Consider the following 15,995-nt stretch of genomic DNA (forward strand, 5'->3'; position numbering starts at 1 on the left):
TTGAATCCACCCACGACCGCCGCCACCAGCGCGAGCGCACGGCCCCCGATTCCGCCCCTCGCGAGGCGGAGGCCGAGGAGACAGACATGTCGACCACAGAGCGCAACGTCCACCCGGAGGCACTCCGTCTCGAGCACGTCACACTGCAGTTCCCCGGCACCCACCGGCCGGCGATCCAAGACGTGTCGTTCAAGGTCGATCGCGGCAAGGTCGTCGCGGTGATCGGCCCCAGCGGGTGCGGCAAGAGCACCATCCTCAACCTGGCAGCCGGGCTGCTCTCGCCCACCCGGGGCGAGGTCCACTACGCCGGCGAGCCGGTCACCGCCGTCAACTCCGACGCGGCGTACGTGACTCAGGCCTCCCACCTGCTGCCCTGGCTGAGCGTCCGGGCCAACATCGGCCTGGCCCTCAAGTTCCGCAAGGTCCCCAAGGGGGAGCGCGAGGAACGCATCGCCCACTGGGTCGAGCTCGTCGGCCTGACCGGCTTCGAGAACCACTACCCGCGGGAGCTGTCCGGCGGCATGCAAAAGCGCTGCGCCATCGCGCGGGCGCTGATCTACGACCCGTCCATCGTGCTGATGGACGAGCCGTTCGGACCGCTGGACGCCATCACCCGCCTCAAGCTCCAGCAGGAACTGCTCAACATCTGGCAGGAGCAGAACGGCACCCTCGTCTTCGTCACGCACGACCTCAACGAGGCGCTCTACCTGGCCGACGAGGTCGTCGTGATGTCCCAGGGCCCCGGCACGATCCGCCGTGTCATCCAGGTCCCCTTCGAGCGGCCGCGCCAGATCGGCTCGCTCGTGGAGTCACCGGAATTCTCGGAGCTCTACAACCATCTGTGGGGCCTCTTCGCCGCCGAGCAGGAAACCGCCGCGTAGCACTCCCCCGCTGCCCGCCGCCTGCACCCCATGTCGCCAAACCAGTACGGCAGTTGTGCCGTCATGCCCTCCCCCATGTCCGGCACGGCTGTCGCCGAGTGAGGTTCACTGCTTTGATAACGATCACGGAAGAGATCGACGTACCGAGTCCGCCCGGCCGTGTCTGGGAGGTCATCTCCGACCCCTCGGCCGTGGTGTCCTGCATCGGCGGCGCCGAGCTCGGCGCTTCGCACGACGACGGGTCCTTCGACGGGACCCTGGCCATCAGGTTCGGCGGCATCCGCGTCAAGTTCGCCGCCCGCATCTCCCTGGAGCTGGACGAGGCCGCGCACGAGGGCCGGCTCACCGCCCGCGGCGCGGACGGGCAGGGCGCCACCCGGTTCAGCGCCTCCGCGACCTTCCGTGTCGTCGAGGCGGACGCTCCCGGCGGCTCCCGGGTGTTCTGCGACGGCGAGATCAAACTCAACGGCAAGCTCGCGAAGCTGATCGAGTCGGGCGCCGGAGCGGTGGTCTCCCGGATGACGAAGGAGTTCACCGCGCGGCTCGTCGAGACATGTGCCCCGCCCGCCGGGAAACCTGCCACCGCCGAGGCCGGGACACCTGCTCCGATCGCCGCCGCGCCCGCCCCCGCACCGCGCCCCGCAGGCCTGTTCGCCCGGCTGCGGGCGTGGTGGACCGGACGCCGCGCCAGGCGCCGGGGGCAACAGCCGCAACCCGCGCAGCGCGGCGAGAACACATCCGGTGAAGCACTCGGTCAGGGAGGTCGGCGATGACAACGTCCAGGCTCAACAAGGTGATCGGCGCACTGGACGCGGGACAGCACGTCTTCGCGACCTTCTCCGCGGCCGATCCGACGGCCGCGACGGAGCTGAGCACCTCGGACTACGACGCCGTGGTGTTCGAGATGGAGCACAAGCCCTGGGACATCAACGCCCTCAAGGACAGTTTCCAGTACCTGTTGAGCAGGCGGCAGATCTTCGAGGCGGACAGCATCGCACCCGCCGTCACCCCGCTGGTGCGTATCCCCGCCAACGGCGCGGAGAAGGCCCAGTGGCATGCCAAACAGGCCTTGGATCTCGGCGCGTTCGGCATCATCTGGCCGCACATCTCCACGGTGGAGGAGGCCCGCAACGCCGTCGCCGCCTGCCGCTACCCGAGGCTGCCCGACACCCCGCTGCACGAGCCGGCCGGCCTGCGTGGCGACGGCCCGCACGCGGCCACGCGCTACTGGGGCATCTCGAACATCGAGTACTACGCCAGGGCCGATGTGTGGCCCCTCGCCCCGGGCGGGGAGATCCTCGTCGGCCTCATGATCGAGGACCAGCTCGGCATCCAGAACCTGCCGGACATTCTCGACCAGGTGCCGGGGATCGGGCTGATCCTGATCGGCGAGGGCGACATGAGCCAGGAGCTGGGATTCCCACGCCAGTACGAGCACCCGCGGGTCCTGGAGTGCAAGCGACGGATCCTCGACATCTGCGCCGAGCGCGGGGTTCCCGTCGGCCATCCCCACGTGACGGCCGCCAACGTCAAGCAGGTGCTCGACGACGGCTACCGGTTCCTCATGTCGGCGCCGGTGCGCACCTACCCGGGCCTGCAGAAGGCCCGGGAGCTGACCGGCCGCGAGTGACGGGGACACACCCCGCCGACCACCGCACGCGAGTTTCGGAGCAATTCATGATCATCGACAGTCATGGGCATTTCACCACCGCGCCGCCGGCGCTCGGCAAGTGGCGCGAGAAGCAGATTCGGGCCTTCGAGGACTCGGGCGCCAGGGTCTCGCCCGACGAACTCCACATCGGCGACGACGAGATCCGCACCGCCATCGAGCGCGGGCAGCTGAAGCTGCAGACCGAGCGCGGCACCGATCTGACCCTCTTCTCGCCGGGCGCCGGCAAGATGGCGCACCACTACGGGGACGAGCGCACCAGCCTCGACTGGTCCCGGGTGAGCAACGACCTGATCGCCCGGGTGTGCGGCCTGTTCCCCGAGCGGTTCGTGGGCGTGTGCCAGCTGCCGCAGTCCCCGGGCGACGCGCTGCCCGCCTCGGTCCGCAACTCGGTCGACGAACTGGAGCGCTGCGTAGAGGAGTTGGGCTTCGTCGGCTGCCTGCTCAACCCGGACCCGTCGGACGGCTACTACCAGGCGCCGCCGCTGACCGACCGGGTCTACTACCCGCTCTACGAGAAGATGGTCGAACTCGGCGTCCCCGCGATGATCCACGTCGCGATGTCGAGGAACCCGGCACTGCAGGGCACCTGCGCCCACTACCTCGCCGGTGACACCGCCGCGTTCATGCAGCTGTGCGAGTCGGACCTGTTCAAGGACTTCCCCACGCTGCAGCTGATCCTCCCGCACGGCGGCGGCGCCGTCCCGTACCACTGGGGCCGCTACCGCGGAATGATGCAGGACCGCGGTCGCCCGCCGCTGGAGGAGTCGATCCTGCGCAACGTCTCCTTCGACACCTGCGTCTACCACAAGCGCGGGATGGAACTGCTCCTGGACATCGTCCCCGCGCGCAACGTCCTGTTCGCCTCCGAGATGATCGGCGCCGTCCGCAGCGTGGACCCGGAGACCGGCCGGCGGTTCGACGACACCAAGTACACCCTCGACTCCATCGACACCCTGAGCGACAGCGATCGGCAGGCGGTCTACGGAGGCAACGCGCTGCGGGTCTTCGCACGGCTCGACGGCGTCCTGAAAGCGCGGGCGGCGGCCGCGGCGAACGTGAAGGAGTCCCAGAAGTGAAGGTCTACGAAGCACTCGCCGAGGCGTTCGTCAAAGAAGGCACCACCGATGTCTTCGGCATGATGGGCGACGCCAACATGCACTGGATGGCGGCCCTCGCCGACCTCGGGGTACGGCTCTACGAGGTCCGGCACGAGGGCTCCGGCCTCGGCATGGCGGACGGCTGGGCCCGTGGCGCGGGACAGCCGGGCGTGCTCACCACCACCAGCGGCCCCGGCGTCTCCCAGCTCGCCACCTCGATGCTCTGCGCGAGCCGGGCGCGCACCCCCCTGGTCGCCTTCTGCGGTGAGACGCCACTAGGCGACGAGGGCGCCACCCAGTACCTCGACCAGCGGCGCTTCGCCGCCGCGATCGAGTGCGAGTTCATCCACGTGACCCGGCCCGAGAACGCGCAGGAGGCGGTGCGGCAGGCCTTCTACCGCGCCCGGACCGAGTCCAGGCCGGTCATGATCAGCGCGCCCTTCGACGTCCAGGTCGCCGAACTCGACGACTACGACGAGGACTACGTCCCCTCCACCGCCCTGATCGAGAAGCCCCAGATGGTGCCCTCCCCGGCCCGTCTCGAATCTGCGGCCGACCTAGTCCAGGACGCCAAGCGCGTGGTGATCATCGCCGGGCGCGGCGCCCGCAGGGCCGCCGCCGGCGAGGAGATCCTCGCCCTCCAGGAGCGGACCGGCGCTCTGCTGGCCACCACCCTGCAGGCCAAGAACTGGCTGTGCGACCGCACCGACTTCCACGTCGGCCTGTCGGGCCTGTTCGGCGACAAGCTCTCGATGGAGCTGCTCCAGGAGGCCGACTGCGTGATCGCGGTGGGCGCCAGCCTGAACCACTACACCATCGAGAGCGGCTACCTCTACCCCGAGGCCAAGTACATCCAGATCGACACCGCCCCGCACCTGGTGATGGGCAACGGCAAGGCCGCGGACTGCTATCTCCAGGCCGATGCCGTCACCGCCCTCACCGAACTGACCCGCGTGCTCGAAGAACGTTCCGTACGTCTGGAGGGCTACCACACCGACCGGGTCAAGGAGCATCTGACCGGGCGGGTCCAGCAACCGGAGTACGTGAACGAGCCGGGCCGGCTCGACCCGCGCGAGGCGATCTGGATCCTCGACCACGAACTTCCGGGCGAGATGGGCCTGGTGCTCGGCAGCGGTCACCAGACCGACTTCGGGACCATGCTCTTCCAGCGCTCCCGTGACGTGCTCTCCAACTACGGCATGTTCGGCGCCATCGGCCAGGCTCCGCTGATCGCCCTGGGCCAGATGATCGCGCACGGCAACAGGCCCGGATTCGTGGTCGAGGGCGACGCCAGCTTCATCATGCACCTCTGCGAGTTCGAGACCGCCGTCCGCTACGACGTCCCCCTTCTCGTCGTCGTGATGAACGACCAGGGCCTCGGCGCCGAGTACCACAAGGCCAAGGCGAAGGGGCTCGACCCCGAACTGGCGACGATCGCCACGCCCGAACTCGGCGCGGTGGCCAAGTCGCTGGGCGGCAGGGGCGCCACCGTCCGTACCGCGCAGGAGCTGCGCGACGCGCTCGCGGAGTACGTCCGTGAGCCCCGGCCCACCGTGATCGACGTGCGCATCACCCGCCAGGTGCTCAGCACGCCGTATCGCCGCATCCAGTACGGAGAGGACGTGTGAGCACCATGAGCGACACACCTTCGCGCGAGACACCTTCTGCCGACGCACCGCTGAGCGTCGTTCTCGGCAACCACCCGCACACACGCCCGCTCAAGGACGGCACCGTCCCCGTCGACGGGGTGGACTGCCACTACCCGGAATTCAGCCCGCTGCCGCCGGCCTTCGCCCGGATGGTCCGGCATCTCGCGTACGACATCTGCGAGATGCCCATGGCCACCTATCTGCAGGCCCGCGACGTGGGTGTCCCCGTGACCCTGCTGCCCGTGGTCCTGGTGGGCAGCACCCACCACCGCTCCCTCACCCGGCTCCCCGACGGGCCCGACCTCGACCCCCGCGAGCTCGCCGGGCGACGTGTGGGTGTGCGCAGTTACGGCCAGACCACCGGACTGTGGGTGCGCGGCTGGCTGCAGGAGGAGTACGGGGTGAAGTCCTCCGACGTCACCTGGGTGACCACCGAGGACGTCCATGTCTCGCAGTACACCGACCCGCCGTACGTGGAGAGGTCGGACAGCGAGCGGGTCGCCGATCTGCTGCGCGGCGCGGACGTCTCGGCGGCCGTGCTCGGCCCGAAGGCGATCGGCGGACAGGGCGCGGGACTCGTCCCCCTGGTGAAGGACGCCGAACAGGCCGGACAGGCGTGGATCGAGCGGCACGGGACGGTCCCCGCGAACCATCTGCTGGTGGTGCGCGACGACGTCCTGCGCACGCGGCAGGACGACGTACGCGCCGTGTACCGGGCGCTGGAGGAGGCGATCATGTCGACCGCGGACGAGCGCGACGACTCACCGGCCGGCCGCGCGGTGACGGCCGGCTGGAGCGAGCGGCTCACGGCCTGCCTGGAGATCGCCGGACAGTACGCCCTGGAACAGGGCCTCATCGGCGAACCGATAGACGTCGCCGCGATCGAGGAGAAGGCGGCCTTCCTCGAACGGTGAGGAGGCGACCGACCAGGGTGCGCCGCACGCCGGCGCACCCGTCGACAAGCATCGAAAGGAGGAGCGGCGATGGTGGCACTGCGGCAGCGGGGCAACGCGCCCACGCGCAAGCCCGACGTCTGGACACCTGATCTGCTCGAAAAGGTCGCCTGGCGGGTGAAGGCCGCGAACGAGCCGTTCCGTGGAGTGGGAACCTCGGCCGGCATCCGGCCGGGACTGTTCCCGTTGCGGAACACGGGCGCCGACGTCCGCAAGGTGTACCGGGCGGCCGAGGACTACCTGGCGGGCCTGACCGACGAGCAGCACGCCGAGGGCAGGTTCCCCGTCGACGACGTGAGCTGGCGGCACTGGAACAACGGCGCCCGCTACTTCCTGCGCCACGGCCTGTGCCTGGAGGCACTCGACGACGCTCAGCGCGCGTCGGCCATGTCGGTCGTCCGGGAGAGCCTCAGTGCGGACGGCTACGGCCAGATGGTCGACCTGATGCACCTCAACCTGACCGTCGGCGAGCTGAGCGGCAACGAGGACGGGCTCAACGAGTGGCTCTACTGGTTCTCCGTCTACGGGGAGCCCGAGAAGGGCGGCCCGTGGGGCTGGCAGCTCGACGGGCACCACGTCAATGTCAACTGCGTCTTCGTCGGGGACCAGATGGTCCTCACCCCCTCGTTCCTCGGCGCCGAGCCCGTGACGGCCGGTTCCGGGAAGTACGCCGGGACCGTCGCCTTCCGGCGCGAGGAGGCCCTCGGCCACGAACTGTTCACCGACCTCGACGCCGGGCAGCGAGAGCGGGCCGTCATCGCGGACGTCCTGCCGAAGGACCTGTTCGCCGGGGCCTTCCGGGACAACTTCGAGCTCGACTACCACGGCCTGTCGCTGAGCCGGATGTCTCCCGGCCAGCGCGGCACCGCGCTCCAGTTGCTCGGGCTGTACGTGAACCGGGCCGGCGACCACCACGCGCGGGTGCGCATGGAGGAGGTCCTGGCGCACGAGGGCGACACCCACTTCGCCTGGGCCGGAGACCCCGACGGCACCTTCTACTACCGCTTCCACAGCCCCGTGATCCTCGTCGAGTTCGAGCACATGCCAGGCGTGATCTTCGGCAACGACCACCCCTCCCGCCGGCACATCCACACGATCGTCCGCACCCCCAACGGCGGTGACTACGGCGCCGATCTGCTGCGACAGCACCACGAGCGGCACCACGCCAAGCGGACCACGAACAACCCGGACGGGCGGGCCTGAGGCCCTGCCCACCCGCTCGTCCCGTACGTACGAAGGAGTCAGACATGAAGTTGGTCCTCGGCCGTGACGACCTCGCGGCGGCCGCGACCTCGGCGGTCCGCGAGTCGGGCACCGTGCCGGAGCGGCTCGCCATCAGCCCCGTGCACAAGGCATCCCGCGGCTTCGTCAACGAATCGGCCGCCGACCTGTGCGAAGTGGCGATCGTGACAGTGCTGCAGGCCGTCGCCCACGGCAAGCCGGTGCTGCTGCTCCCGGTCACCACCCTCGGCCGTCATCAGCACCAGACCCTGGTGACGCTCGGCAAGCTGTCGGCCGCCGAGGTGGAGGGGCACAGCGTCGGAGTCCGCTCCTGGAGCCAGACGACCGGCGTATGGATGCGCGGTTTCCTCACCGAGAGTTACGGCGTCGACCTGCGCAAGGCCGAATGGACGACGTACGAGGGCAGTCACGTCGACGGCGCCGACGACCCGTCCTGGGTCACGCGAGCCCCGCAGGGGGCCAGTCTGCAGGCGGACTTCCTGGAGGGTCGGCTCGACTTCGGGATCATGGGCAACGGCCTTCCCTCTGACGACCGCATCCGCACCGCGATCGACGACGCCCGCCAGATCGCCGAACAGTGGTCGCGCGAGCAGGGGTTCATTCCGGTCAACCACGTCGTCGGAGTGTCGGAGACGGCCGCCGCGGAGCACTCCGCCGCGATCCTCGCCGCGTACGACGCGATGCGCTCGGTGCTCACCGACCAGGCCGATCCGGGCCCGGTCCCGCTGCACCCCGTCGGGTTCGCCGCGCTGCGCGGCGCGTTCACCAAGGCTGCCGCGTACGCGCTGGAGCAGGGTGTGATCGAGCGGGCGGTCGACTACGACGAGATCGTCGAGCGCTCCTGCACGGCCCTCGGTGTCTCGCCGGACCGCCTCGGCGGCTGAGACCGGGACCGCAACCACCCTCCCGCATCACGTACTTGGAGAAAGACAGACATGGAAAAGATCACGACGGTTCTCGGTGAGTACCCGCACGGGCAGGCGCTGCTGGACGGCGACGTCGAGCTGGACGGCTACCGGATCGAGCCGGTGGAGGTCAAGCCGGTCATCGGCGCGTACCGACGGATGATCCGGGACCTGGAGTTCGACGTGTGCGAACTCGCCCCGGTCTCCTATCTGATGGCGCGCCAGGAGGGCATCCCGCTGACCGCGGTGCCGGTCTTCCTCAACCGGCGCTTCCACCACGGCGACGTCCAGTGCGCGGCCGACTCCGGGATCCGTGTGCCGCGCGACCTGGAAGGCCGGCGTGTCGGCGTACGCGCCTACTCGGTGAGTACCGGTGTGTGGGTGCGCGGCGTGCTGCGCGAGGAGTACGGCGTCGACATCGACAAGATCACGTGGGTGGTGGACGACGACGACCACATCGAGGGCCGCGTCCCGGCCAACGTCGAGCGGGTCACCGACGGCCGCTCGCTGGGCGAGCTGCTGCGCGCCGGGGAGATCGACGCCGCCCTGACCGGCAACGCCGGGACCGGCCGGGCCGGTTCGCCGCGGGCCGGCTGGACGGCGGCGGCCGACCCCGAGCCCACCGGCGACAACAACCCGTACCCGCTGTTCCCCGAGGCGGGCACGCTCGCGGTGGACCACTACCTGCGGACCGGGATCTACCCGCTGCACTCGCTGGTCTCGGTGCGCACCGAACTCGTGGAGCGCGACCCCGGCCTGCCCACCAAGCTGTACGCGGCGTTCGCGGAGAGCAAGCGCCGCCACCTCGCCGCGCAGCCCGAGTGGGCGGCGGTGCCGCGTCTGGCCCGCCAGGGCCGCGCGATCGGCGCCGACCCGGTCCCGTACGGCGTCGCGGCCAACGAGCCCAGCCTGAACGCGATGGCCCGGTTCGCGAAGGACCAGGGGCTGCTCGACGCGGGCTTCCCCACCGACGCCGCCTCGCTGTTCGCGGCCGGCGACTACCCGGACGCCTGAGCCCTTCCCCCACGAACCCCTGTACAGACGGACAGAGAGAGCACCCCGCATGGACGTCGTCGACGCACACTGCCACATCATCTCCGAGGACCTGACCGCCTATCCCCGCGCGCCGCTCGGGGGCAAGCAGTCGACGTGGGCCGCCACCCGCCCGGTGACGGCCGAGGGCATGGTCAGCCGCATGGACGCGACGGGCATCGCCCAGGCCGTCCTCGTGCAGGCCACCACGAACTACGGCTACGACAACTCCTACGTACTCGACAGCACACGCCGCCAGCCGGACCGCTTCGTCGCGGTCGGCACCGTCGACCCGCTGCGCCCCGACGCCGCCGACTCGCTGAAGGCCGCGGTCGGCGAGGGCGGGCTGTCCGGCGTGCGGCTGTTCACCAGCGGCAGCACGGTGCCCACGCAGGGCGAGTGGTTCGCCGCGCCGGAGACGCACCCCTTCTGGGAACAGGCCGCCGAGCTGAACCTGCCGGTCTGCCTCCAGATGCGGCTCGGCGCCGCCACCGCGCAGCTGACGGAACTCCTGAACCGGTTCCCCGGGGTGACGGTCCTCCTCGACCACATCGGCTACCCCGACATCGCCGCCTCGCCCGCCCGTGCGGGCGCCGAGGTCGCGGAGCTGGCCGTGCACCCCGGCCTGCACCTCAAGCTGACCCACCGCAATCTCGAACGGCTCCAGGACGCCGGGGAGCGCGCGGCGGACTTCCTCGACCCGGTCCTCGGGGCGTTCGGGGCGGGGCGGATCGCGTGGGGGTCGAACTGCCCGGCCGCCGAGCAGTCGCTGCCCGAACTCCTCGCGCTCGCCGAGCAGGTGCTCGCGGGTCTGCCGGAGAGCGACCGCCGGCAGATCTTCGCAGGCACCGCACGGCGCCTCTACGGTTCTCTGGGCACCTCCGGGAGTTGACCCGTCATGCCTGCCACGCCTGCCACACCTTCAGCCGCCACCCGCTACAGCCATGCCTACGAGGGGCTGCGCTCGCTCCTGCTGTCGGGGAGTATCCCGCCCGACACCCGGCTCACCGAGGCGGACCTCACGCGGATGTTCGACGTCTCCCGGAGCACCATGCGTACCGCGCTGGCCCGACTGACTCATGAGGGCTATGTGACCGGCGAGGTCAATCGCGGAGTGCGCACCAGGAGCTTCTCCGTGGAAGAGGCGGCGGACATCCTGGAGGCCCGCGAGATCCTGGAGTCCGCGCTGGCCGGCAAGGCGGCAGAGCAGGCCACCACCGAAGAGGTCGCCGAACTGCACCGCACGGTCCAGGACATGGAAGAGGCGCAGTCCCGCAGCGACCAGGACGCCTATTCACGCTGCAACCGCCACTTCCACCAGCAGCTGAAACTCGCCTCCCACCAAGGCACCCTGACCCGCGCCTACGACACGCTGCTCTACCCGCTGGTGATGCGCCAGTACCGCAATCTCTCGGCGCATCACCCGCGGTCCGGCTCGCTGGAGGAGCACAAGGCCGTCTACCTGGCCGTCGTCACCCGTAACCCCGCATCGGCGGCCGCCGCCATGCGCCACCACGTCGGCTCCGCCCGCAGGGCGCTGCTGCTCGACACCTCCTCGACGCCGCACGTCGGTTGACAGGCGTCTGGACGGAAAGGACCCAATGGACCGTCCCACCGCGGACACCGAGGCGGGCCCCGTCGAGGGCATACCGTGCCGGGACCGCTCCGTCTCCGTTTTCCGCGGCATCCCCTACGCCGCGCCGCCCGTCGGCGAGCTGCGCTGGCGGCCGCCGCGGCCACCGGAGCGCTGGGAGGGGGTGCGGCGGGCCGATCGGTTCGGACCCATGTGCCCGCAGGCGCCGAACGAGGCGGCCGCGACCGGCGTCGACGTGCCCATGAGCGAGGACTGCCTGAGCCTGAACATCTGGACGGGCGCGCCCTCCCGCGAGGAGCGCCGCCCGGTGCTCGTATGGATCTATGGCGGTGGCTTCCGCGAGGGCACAGGCGCACAGCCGCGCTACGACGGCGAGAACCTCGCCCGTCAGGGTCCCGTCGTCGTCACCTTCAACTACCGTCTGGGCGCTTTCGGTTTTCTCGCCGCACCGGAGCTGAGCGCCGAGTCGGAGCACGGATCGTCCGGCAACTACGGGCTGCTCGACTGCGTGGCGGCGCTGCGCTGGGTGCGCGACAACATCGCGCGGTTCGGCGGTGATCCGGACCGGGTCACCATCGCCGGCCAGTCCGCGGGCGCCGGGCTCGTCAACTTCCTCGCGATGTCGCCGCTCGCCAAGGGCCTGTTCCACCGGGCCATCGCGCAGAGCCACGCCCGGTACTGCCGCGACCCCGAGCTGCGCTATCTGTCGACGTCCTACCGGCGGTCGGCGGACGCGGAGGAATCGGGCGGCCAGTTCATGCGCGTGCACGGCGCGCGTGGCATCCGTGAACTGCGGGCGCTGGACTGGCACAAGCTGATCGACGGGCACGACCCGATCGACACGAGCGTGGAGACCGGCGGCACGGCCGGGCCACCGCTGCTGCGTCCCGTCGTGGACGGCTGGGCGATCCCCTCCGGCTACCACGACACGTACGCCGAGGGGCTGCAGAACGACGTCGACTACCTCGCCGGGAACAACCTCGACGAGGGCGGCGCCGTTCCACAGTCGCTCGTGAGCGCCCTGCGCACCGGCCGGCGCACCACACGGCCCGGTTCGCCTCCGGTCCACGTGACGCTGGAGCAGCACCAGGTCGCCGCCCGGCGGAAGTTCGGCCCGCTCGCCGACGAGTTCCTGCGCCTCTACCCGGCGACGACGGACGACGAGGCCGCGGAGGCCGCCGGCCGGGCGGCCCGCGACAACTCCCGTCTCTCGACGTACCTGTGGGGGAAGGACTGGAGCCGCCACGGCACCGGGTCACTGCACACCTACTTCTGGACCCACCGCTCCACGGAGCCGCGCGGAGCCTGCCACGGCTCCGAGATCGACTACGTCTTCGGCAATCCCGCTGACGGGGCTGGCCCGTGGACGGAGGAGGACCACGAGATCGCCCGGACCGTCTCCGCGTACTGGACGAACTTCTGCGCCACCGGAGACCCCAACGGCGCGGGCCTGCCCCACTGGCCGGCCTTCGTGCCGGGCGCCGGCTCCGTCATGGAGATCGGCACGCAATTCCACCTCATCGACGTCGCGGACCCGGAGCGCACCGCCTTCTGGCTCCGCTTCTTCGACACCCGACAAGCCTGGTGAACACGTTCCACACTCAACCAGCCTGGCGAACAAGGGAGTTCCCATGCGCAAGCGAACCAGTCCACGCACACTCGCCCTGACCTCGGCCGCGATACTCGGCGCAGCCCTCCTGAGCGGCTGCGGCGATCAAGGGGCGGCGACCGTCGGCTCGGACGGCATGAAGACCGTCTCGGTGGGGGTGAGCGGCAACATCTTCGACCTCTCCATCCGTATGGCGGAAGAGAACGGCTACTTCGCCAAGCACCACATCAAGATCAAGTACGTCACGCTGAACGCCTCGACAGGCGTCTCGGGACTCCAGTCGGGCTCGGTGCAGTTCCTGAACGCCAGCCCGACGAGCTTCATCGCCGCGCTCTCCAAGGGCCTGCCGGAGATATCGGTGGCCACCAACGGCGGCGGCAATCCCCTGGGGATCGTCGTCAGTTCAGAATTCGCGAAGAAGCAACACCTGACCGCCGACACCCCCGCCGAGCAGGTCGCCAAGGCACTGGTCGGCTCCACCGCCGGTGCCAGCTCCGCCAACACCAAGGCGGAGGCAGGTCTGTTCCTCAAGGCCAACGGAGTGTCGTCGACCAAGATGAAGTGGGTGTCGCTGCCGAACCCGGCCGCCGACAAGGCCGCGCTCACCAAGGGCGAGGTCGACTGGTTCATCACGTCCGAGCCGATCCCGCTGCAGGTCCAGGACGACGGGGACGGCATCGTCGTGGCCGACCCGGCCAAGGTTCCCCAGTGGGCGTTCGAGGACGCCGGGTACGGCCAGGCCGTCGTGGTCCAGAAGAGCTTCGCGAAGAACGACCCCGATACCGTGAAGGGCTTCGCCACCGCGGTCCAGCAGGCGACCGCCTACCTGAGTTCGCACGAGTCGAGTGACACGAAGGTCCTCGCGGCGGCGCGCAAGACCCTGCCCGGTGTGCCGGACAAGGTGCTGTCCGCCTCCGTCGGCCAGGTGGACTGGCCGAAGAGCGCCGAGATGGACGCCGCGGGCTGGAAGAAGACCGTCGCCTTCGTGAAGGACGGCATCGGCGCGGTGCCGGACGCCTCGGTGTCCTCCGAGGACTGGACCAACACCTACCTGCCGTGAAACGGCCTCACCATCCAGGAAGGGAGCAGATCATGGCAACCGTCACCGACAAGGCCCGGCCGGAGACCGAAACCCCGGTACCGCGCGCCCGCAGGACCGCGGTCCGCTGGCAAGGCACCCCCACCGTCATCGTGCTGCGCATCCTGGTGATCGTGGCCGCGCTCGTCCTGTGGCAGCTGATGAGCGGCCCGGTATTGCCCGAATACGCGGTCAGCAAGCCCACCGACGTGTTCGACGCGCTCATCGACATGCTCGGCTCGGCGCCTGGCTGGACGGACATCCGGGTCACCGTCGTCGAGGTCCTCGCTGGCTTCGGCCTCGGCGTCGCCGCGGGCACCGTGATGGGGCTCGTTCTCGGCTCTTTCCCGCTCCTGGGCAGGGTCCTGGAACCACTCGTCGCGGCAATCAACGGCATCCCGAAGATCGCGCTTGCGCCCCTGTTTTTGCTGTTCTTCGGCATCGGCTCCTGGTCGAAGATCACCATTGCCATGACCGGTGTCGCGTTCGTCGTCTTCTACAACATCTACCTGGGGCTGCGGCAGCGCGAGCGTGAACTCGTCGAGGTCGTCCAGGTGATGGGCGGCCGCCGCCACCATGTGCTGGGCTACGTCACCATCCCGACGCTCGCCGCACCGTTCTTCGCGGCGCTCAAGACGGGCGGTCCGCTGGCCATCCTGGGTGTCATCGGTGGCGAATTCATCGCCTCCTCCGAGGGGGTCGGCCATGAGCTGTTCACCTCCGCGCAGAACCTCGACGCCCCCAACGAGTTCGCGGGCCTGATCGTCCTCGTGGCGCTCACCCTCGCCCTCAACGGCATCCTCACCGCGCTCGACACCTGCGCCCTCAAACAGCTCGGCCTCGCGGGCCGCCGCGGCAGGCCGCAGGCGAAGAAGTGAACCCTCGACACCACTTCCCCCGGCCTTCGACCGGACCTCCTGAGTGAGTGGACACATGAGCAGACACCCGTACGTGCCAGGGGGCGCCGGCACCCCGAACCGGCGTCCTTCCCGCAGATCAGTCCTGACGGCGCTCACGGCTTCGGCGGCGAGCACCACCCTCCTGCCCACCACGACCGCACACGCGACGACCGCCGCCGAGCGCCCGCCCGACGCCCTGCTCTACGTCGGTACCTGGGGGCAGTCAGAGGTGCACGCGATCCGCTTCGACCCCGAGCGCGGCGCGATGACACCGATCGGCAAGGTGGCCGATGTCAGTTCCAACTGGGTGGCCACACACCCGTACCACCCCGTCCTGTACGTGGCGGGCAGCGAACAGGGAGGTGTCATCAGAACCTTCCGCATCGACGGCACCACAGGAGCGCTGGAGCAGCTCGCCGAGACCTGGACCGAGGAGGTGCCGACCGGCAGCGGCGGCCTGTCTTACCTCGCCCCGACGCCGGACGCGACAACCCTGCTGGTGGCCGACTTCGCTGCAGGTTCCGCCGTGACACTGCCGATCGGCACGGACGGCAGGCTCGGCGCCGTGGCCTCCAGGGTCCAAGATGCCGGCTCGGGCCCCAATCCCCGCCAGACGGGCCCGCACCCGCACCACGTAGTCCTCGATCCGAGCCAGCGATACGCCCTGATCGCGGACTTCGGCGCGGACCGCGTCTTCATCCACGACTATCACCGCTCCGCACGTGGGATGACCGGAATGGTCAACAGCTATGCCACGCCGCCGGGTTCGGGCCCACGGCGGCTGGCCTTCCACCCGCACGGGCGTCGCACTCTCTACCTCCTCAACGAACTGACGGCGGACCTCCACGTACTGCACTGGAACACCGACGGCGTGGGCGGACCGACCCTGGTCCACCAGCAGACGATCGCCACCGACGCTCCCGCCCACACAGGCACCACCAGCGCCGCCGAACTGGCCATCAGCCACGACGGACGCCACCTCTACACCTCCAACCGAGGGGACAACACCCTGGTCGTGCACGCGATCGATCCGACGACACACCTCCTCACCGAGGTGCAGCGCATCCCCTGTGGGGGCACCACACCATGGGGCTTCTGCCTGGATCCAACAGGCCGTTGGATATTCGTCGCGAACATGGCGAGCAACACGGTGAACCTGATCCAGGTGGACGCGAGGTCGGGCCGTCTGACGGACACGGGCGTCGCGGCCCCGGTCCCCCAGCCCGACTGTGTCAGCACGGCAACTCGACCCGTGTCGAGCGGTGGAGACCCGCCCTCGGGCGGTGAACGCGCCTCTAGCCGATCTTGATGGATTCGGAGGAAGCGGGAGTGCCGCCGGTAGCGGCCGTCGTCTCTTGCGCCTGCCTCGAGCGAGACGCAACAC

Annotated in this window: 15 protein-coding genes; all 15 read left to right on the forward strand. The window is 69.9% G+C overall.

What is annotated here, in order from left to right:
* Window positions 1–86 precede the first annotated feature (86 nt).
* The 15 genes from ACFVDP_RS07355 to ACFVDP_RS07425 all read left to right on the forward strand — a co-directional run bounded on the left by ACFVDP_RS07355 (window position 87) and on the right by ACFVDP_RS07425 (window position 15,920).
* Window positions 87–881 carry an ABC transporter ATP-binding protein gene (locus ACFVDP_RS07355; RefSeq protein WP_383484781.1) on the forward strand — a complete coding sequence of 265 codons (795 nt, stop codon included), beginning with the start codon at window positions 87–89 and terminating at the stop codon, window positions 879–881.
* A 113-nt stretch (window positions 882–994) separates the two neighbouring features.
* The gene (locus ACFVDP_RS07360) at window positions 995–1,654 is read left to right on the forward strand and encodes an SRPBCC family protein (protein ID WP_383484784.1); all 660 of its coding nucleotides are present in this window, start codon (window positions 995–997) and stop codon (window positions 1,652–1,654) included.
* A complete protein-coding gene (locus ACFVDP_RS07365) occupies window positions 1,651–2,511 on the forward strand; it encodes an HpcH/HpaI aldolase/citrate lyase family protein (protein ID WP_383484787.1) in 861 nt (286 codons plus the stop codon). Before ACFVDP_RS07360 ends, ACFVDP_RS07365 begins: the two co-directional genes overlap by 4 nt.
* A 47-nt stretch (window positions 2,512–2,558) precedes the next feature.
* A complete protein-coding gene (locus ACFVDP_RS07370) occupies window positions 2,559–3,629 on the forward strand; it encodes an amidohydrolase family protein (RefSeq protein ID WP_383484790.1) in 1,071 nt (356 codons plus the stop codon).
* Window positions 3,626–5,278, forward strand: coding sequence for a thiamine pyrophosphate-binding protein (locus ACFVDP_RS07375; RefSeq protein WP_383484793.1), 1,653 nt, complete (start codon window positions 3,626–3,628; stop codon window positions 5,276–5,278). The genes ACFVDP_RS07370 and ACFVDP_RS07375 overlap by 4 nt, the downstream gene beginning before the upstream one ends.
* A gap of 5 nt (window positions 5,279–5,283) precedes the next feature.
* The gene (locus ACFVDP_RS07380) at window positions 5,284–6,213 is read left to right on the forward strand and encodes a hypothetical protein (RefSeq protein ID WP_383484795.1); all 930 of its coding nucleotides are present in this window, start codon (window positions 5,284–5,286) and stop codon (window positions 6,211–6,213) included.
* Between the two features lie 69 nt (window positions 6,214–6,282).
* Entirely contained in the window at window positions 6,283–7,455 is a 1,173-nt protein-coding gene (locus ACFVDP_RS07385) for a DUF3500 domain-containing protein (protein ID WP_383484798.1), read from the forward strand.
* Between the two features lie 44 nt (window positions 7,456–7,499).
* The gene (locus ACFVDP_RS07390; RefSeq protein ID WP_383484800.1) at window positions 7,500–8,378 is read left to right on the forward strand and encodes a hypothetical protein; all 879 of its coding nucleotides are present in this window, start codon (window positions 7,500–7,502) and stop codon (window positions 8,376–8,378) included.
* A gap of 51 nt (window positions 8,379–8,429) precedes the next feature.
* On the forward strand, window positions 8,430–9,413 hold the full coding sequence (locus tag ACFVDP_RS07395) for an ABC transporter substrate-binding protein (RefSeq protein ID WP_383484803.1): 984 nt from the start codon (window positions 8,430–8,432) through the stop codon (window positions 9,411–9,413).
* A gap of 49 nt (window positions 9,414–9,462) precedes the next feature.
* Complete coding sequence (locus ACFVDP_RS07400; protein ID WP_383484806.1) at window positions 9,463–10,323, forward strand: amidohydrolase family protein; 861 nt, start codon at window positions 9,463–9,465, stop codon at window positions 10,321–10,323.
* A gap of 6 nt (window positions 10,324–10,329) precedes the next feature.
* Window positions 10,330–11,007, forward strand: coding sequence for a GntR family transcriptional regulator (locus ACFVDP_RS07405; protein WP_383484809.1), 678 nt, complete (start codon window positions 10,330–10,332; stop codon window positions 11,005–11,007).
* Window positions 11,008–11,032: 25 nt separating this feature from the next.
* Window positions 11,033–12,613, forward strand: coding sequence for a carboxylesterase/lipase family protein (locus tag ACFVDP_RS07410; protein ID WP_383484812.1), 1,581 nt, complete (start codon window positions 11,033–11,035; stop codon window positions 12,611–12,613).
* Between the two features lie 43 nt (window positions 12,614–12,656).
* Window positions 12,657–13,694: an ABC transporter substrate-binding protein gene (locus ACFVDP_RS07415; protein ID WP_383484815.1), complete on the forward strand. Its 1,038-nt coding sequence runs from the start codon at window positions 12,657–12,659 to the stop codon at window positions 13,692–13,694.
* Between the two features lie 32 nt (window positions 13,695–13,726).
* Entirely contained in the window at window positions 13,727–14,590 is an 864-nt protein-coding gene (locus ACFVDP_RS07420) for an ABC transporter permease (RefSeq protein WP_383484818.1), read from the forward strand.
* Between the two features lie 55 nt (window positions 14,591–14,645).
* Window positions 14,646–15,920 carry a lactonase family protein gene (locus ACFVDP_RS07425; RefSeq protein WP_383484820.1) on the forward strand — a complete coding sequence of 425 codons (1,275 nt, stop codon included), beginning with the start codon at window positions 14,646–14,648 and terminating at the stop codon, window positions 15,918–15,920.
* Window positions 15,921–15,995 lie beyond the last annotated feature (75 nt).

Origin of the sequence: Streptomyces sp. NPDC057694, from assembly GCF_042799415.1 — a bacterium.
In the GTDB taxonomy this organism is placed as follows: domain Bacteria; phylum Actinomycetota; class Actinomycetes; order Streptomycetales; family Streptomycetaceae; genus Streptomyces.

What these genes read in the sequence shown, in the direction of transcription:
- ACFVDP_RS07355 (WP_383484781.1), top strand. Translation starts at nt 87, where the DNA reads ATGTCGACCACAGAGCGCAACGTCCACCCGGAGGCACTCCGTCTCGAG.
- ACFVDP_RS07365 (WP_383484787.1), top strand. Translation starts at nt 1,651, where the DNA reads ATGACAACGTCCAGGCTCAACAAGGTGATCGGCGCACTGGACGCGGGA.
- ACFVDP_RS07370 (WP_383484790.1), top strand. Translation starts at nt 2,559, where the DNA reads ATGATCATCGACAGTCATGGGCATTTCACCACCGCGCCGCCGGCGCTC.
- ACFVDP_RS07380 (WP_383484795.1), top strand. Translation starts at nt 5,284, where the DNA reads ATGAGCGACACACCTTCGCGCGAGACACCTTCTGCCGACGCACCGCTG.
- ACFVDP_RS07385 (WP_383484798.1), top strand. Translation starts at nt 6,283, where the DNA reads ATGGTGGCACTGCGGCAGCGGGGCAACGCGCCCACGCGCAAGCCCGAC.
- ACFVDP_RS07390 (WP_383484800.1), top strand. Translation starts at nt 7,500, where the DNA reads ATGAAGTTGGTCCTCGGCCGTGACGACCTCGCGGCGGCCGCGACCTCG.
- ACFVDP_RS07395 (WP_383484803.1), top strand. Translation starts at nt 8,430, where the DNA reads ATGGAAAAGATCACGACGGTTCTCGGTGAGTACCCGCACGGGCAGGCG.
- ACFVDP_RS07400 (WP_383484806.1), top strand. Translation starts at nt 9,463, where the DNA reads ATGGACGTCGTCGACGCACACTGCCACATCATCTCCGAGGACCTGACC.
- ACFVDP_RS07405 (WP_383484809.1), top strand. Translation starts at nt 10,330, where the DNA reads ATGCCTGCCACGCCTGCCACACCTTCAGCCGCCACCCGCTACAGCCAT.
- ACFVDP_RS07410 (WP_383484812.1), top strand. Translation starts at nt 11,033, where the DNA reads ATGGACCGTCCCACCGCGGACACCGAGGCGGGCCCCGTCGAGGGCATA.
- ACFVDP_RS07415 (WP_383484815.1), top strand. Translation starts at nt 12,657, where the DNA reads ATGCGCAAGCGAACCAGTCCACGCACACTCGCCCTGACCTCGGCCGCG.
- ACFVDP_RS07420 (WP_383484818.1), top strand. Translation starts at nt 13,727, where the DNA reads ATGGCAACCGTCACCGACAAGGCCCGGCCGGAGACCGAAACCCCGGTA.
- ACFVDP_RS07425 (WP_383484820.1), top strand. Translation starts at nt 14,646, where the DNA reads ATGAGCAGACACCCGTACGTGCCAGGGGGCGCCGGCACCCCGAACCGG.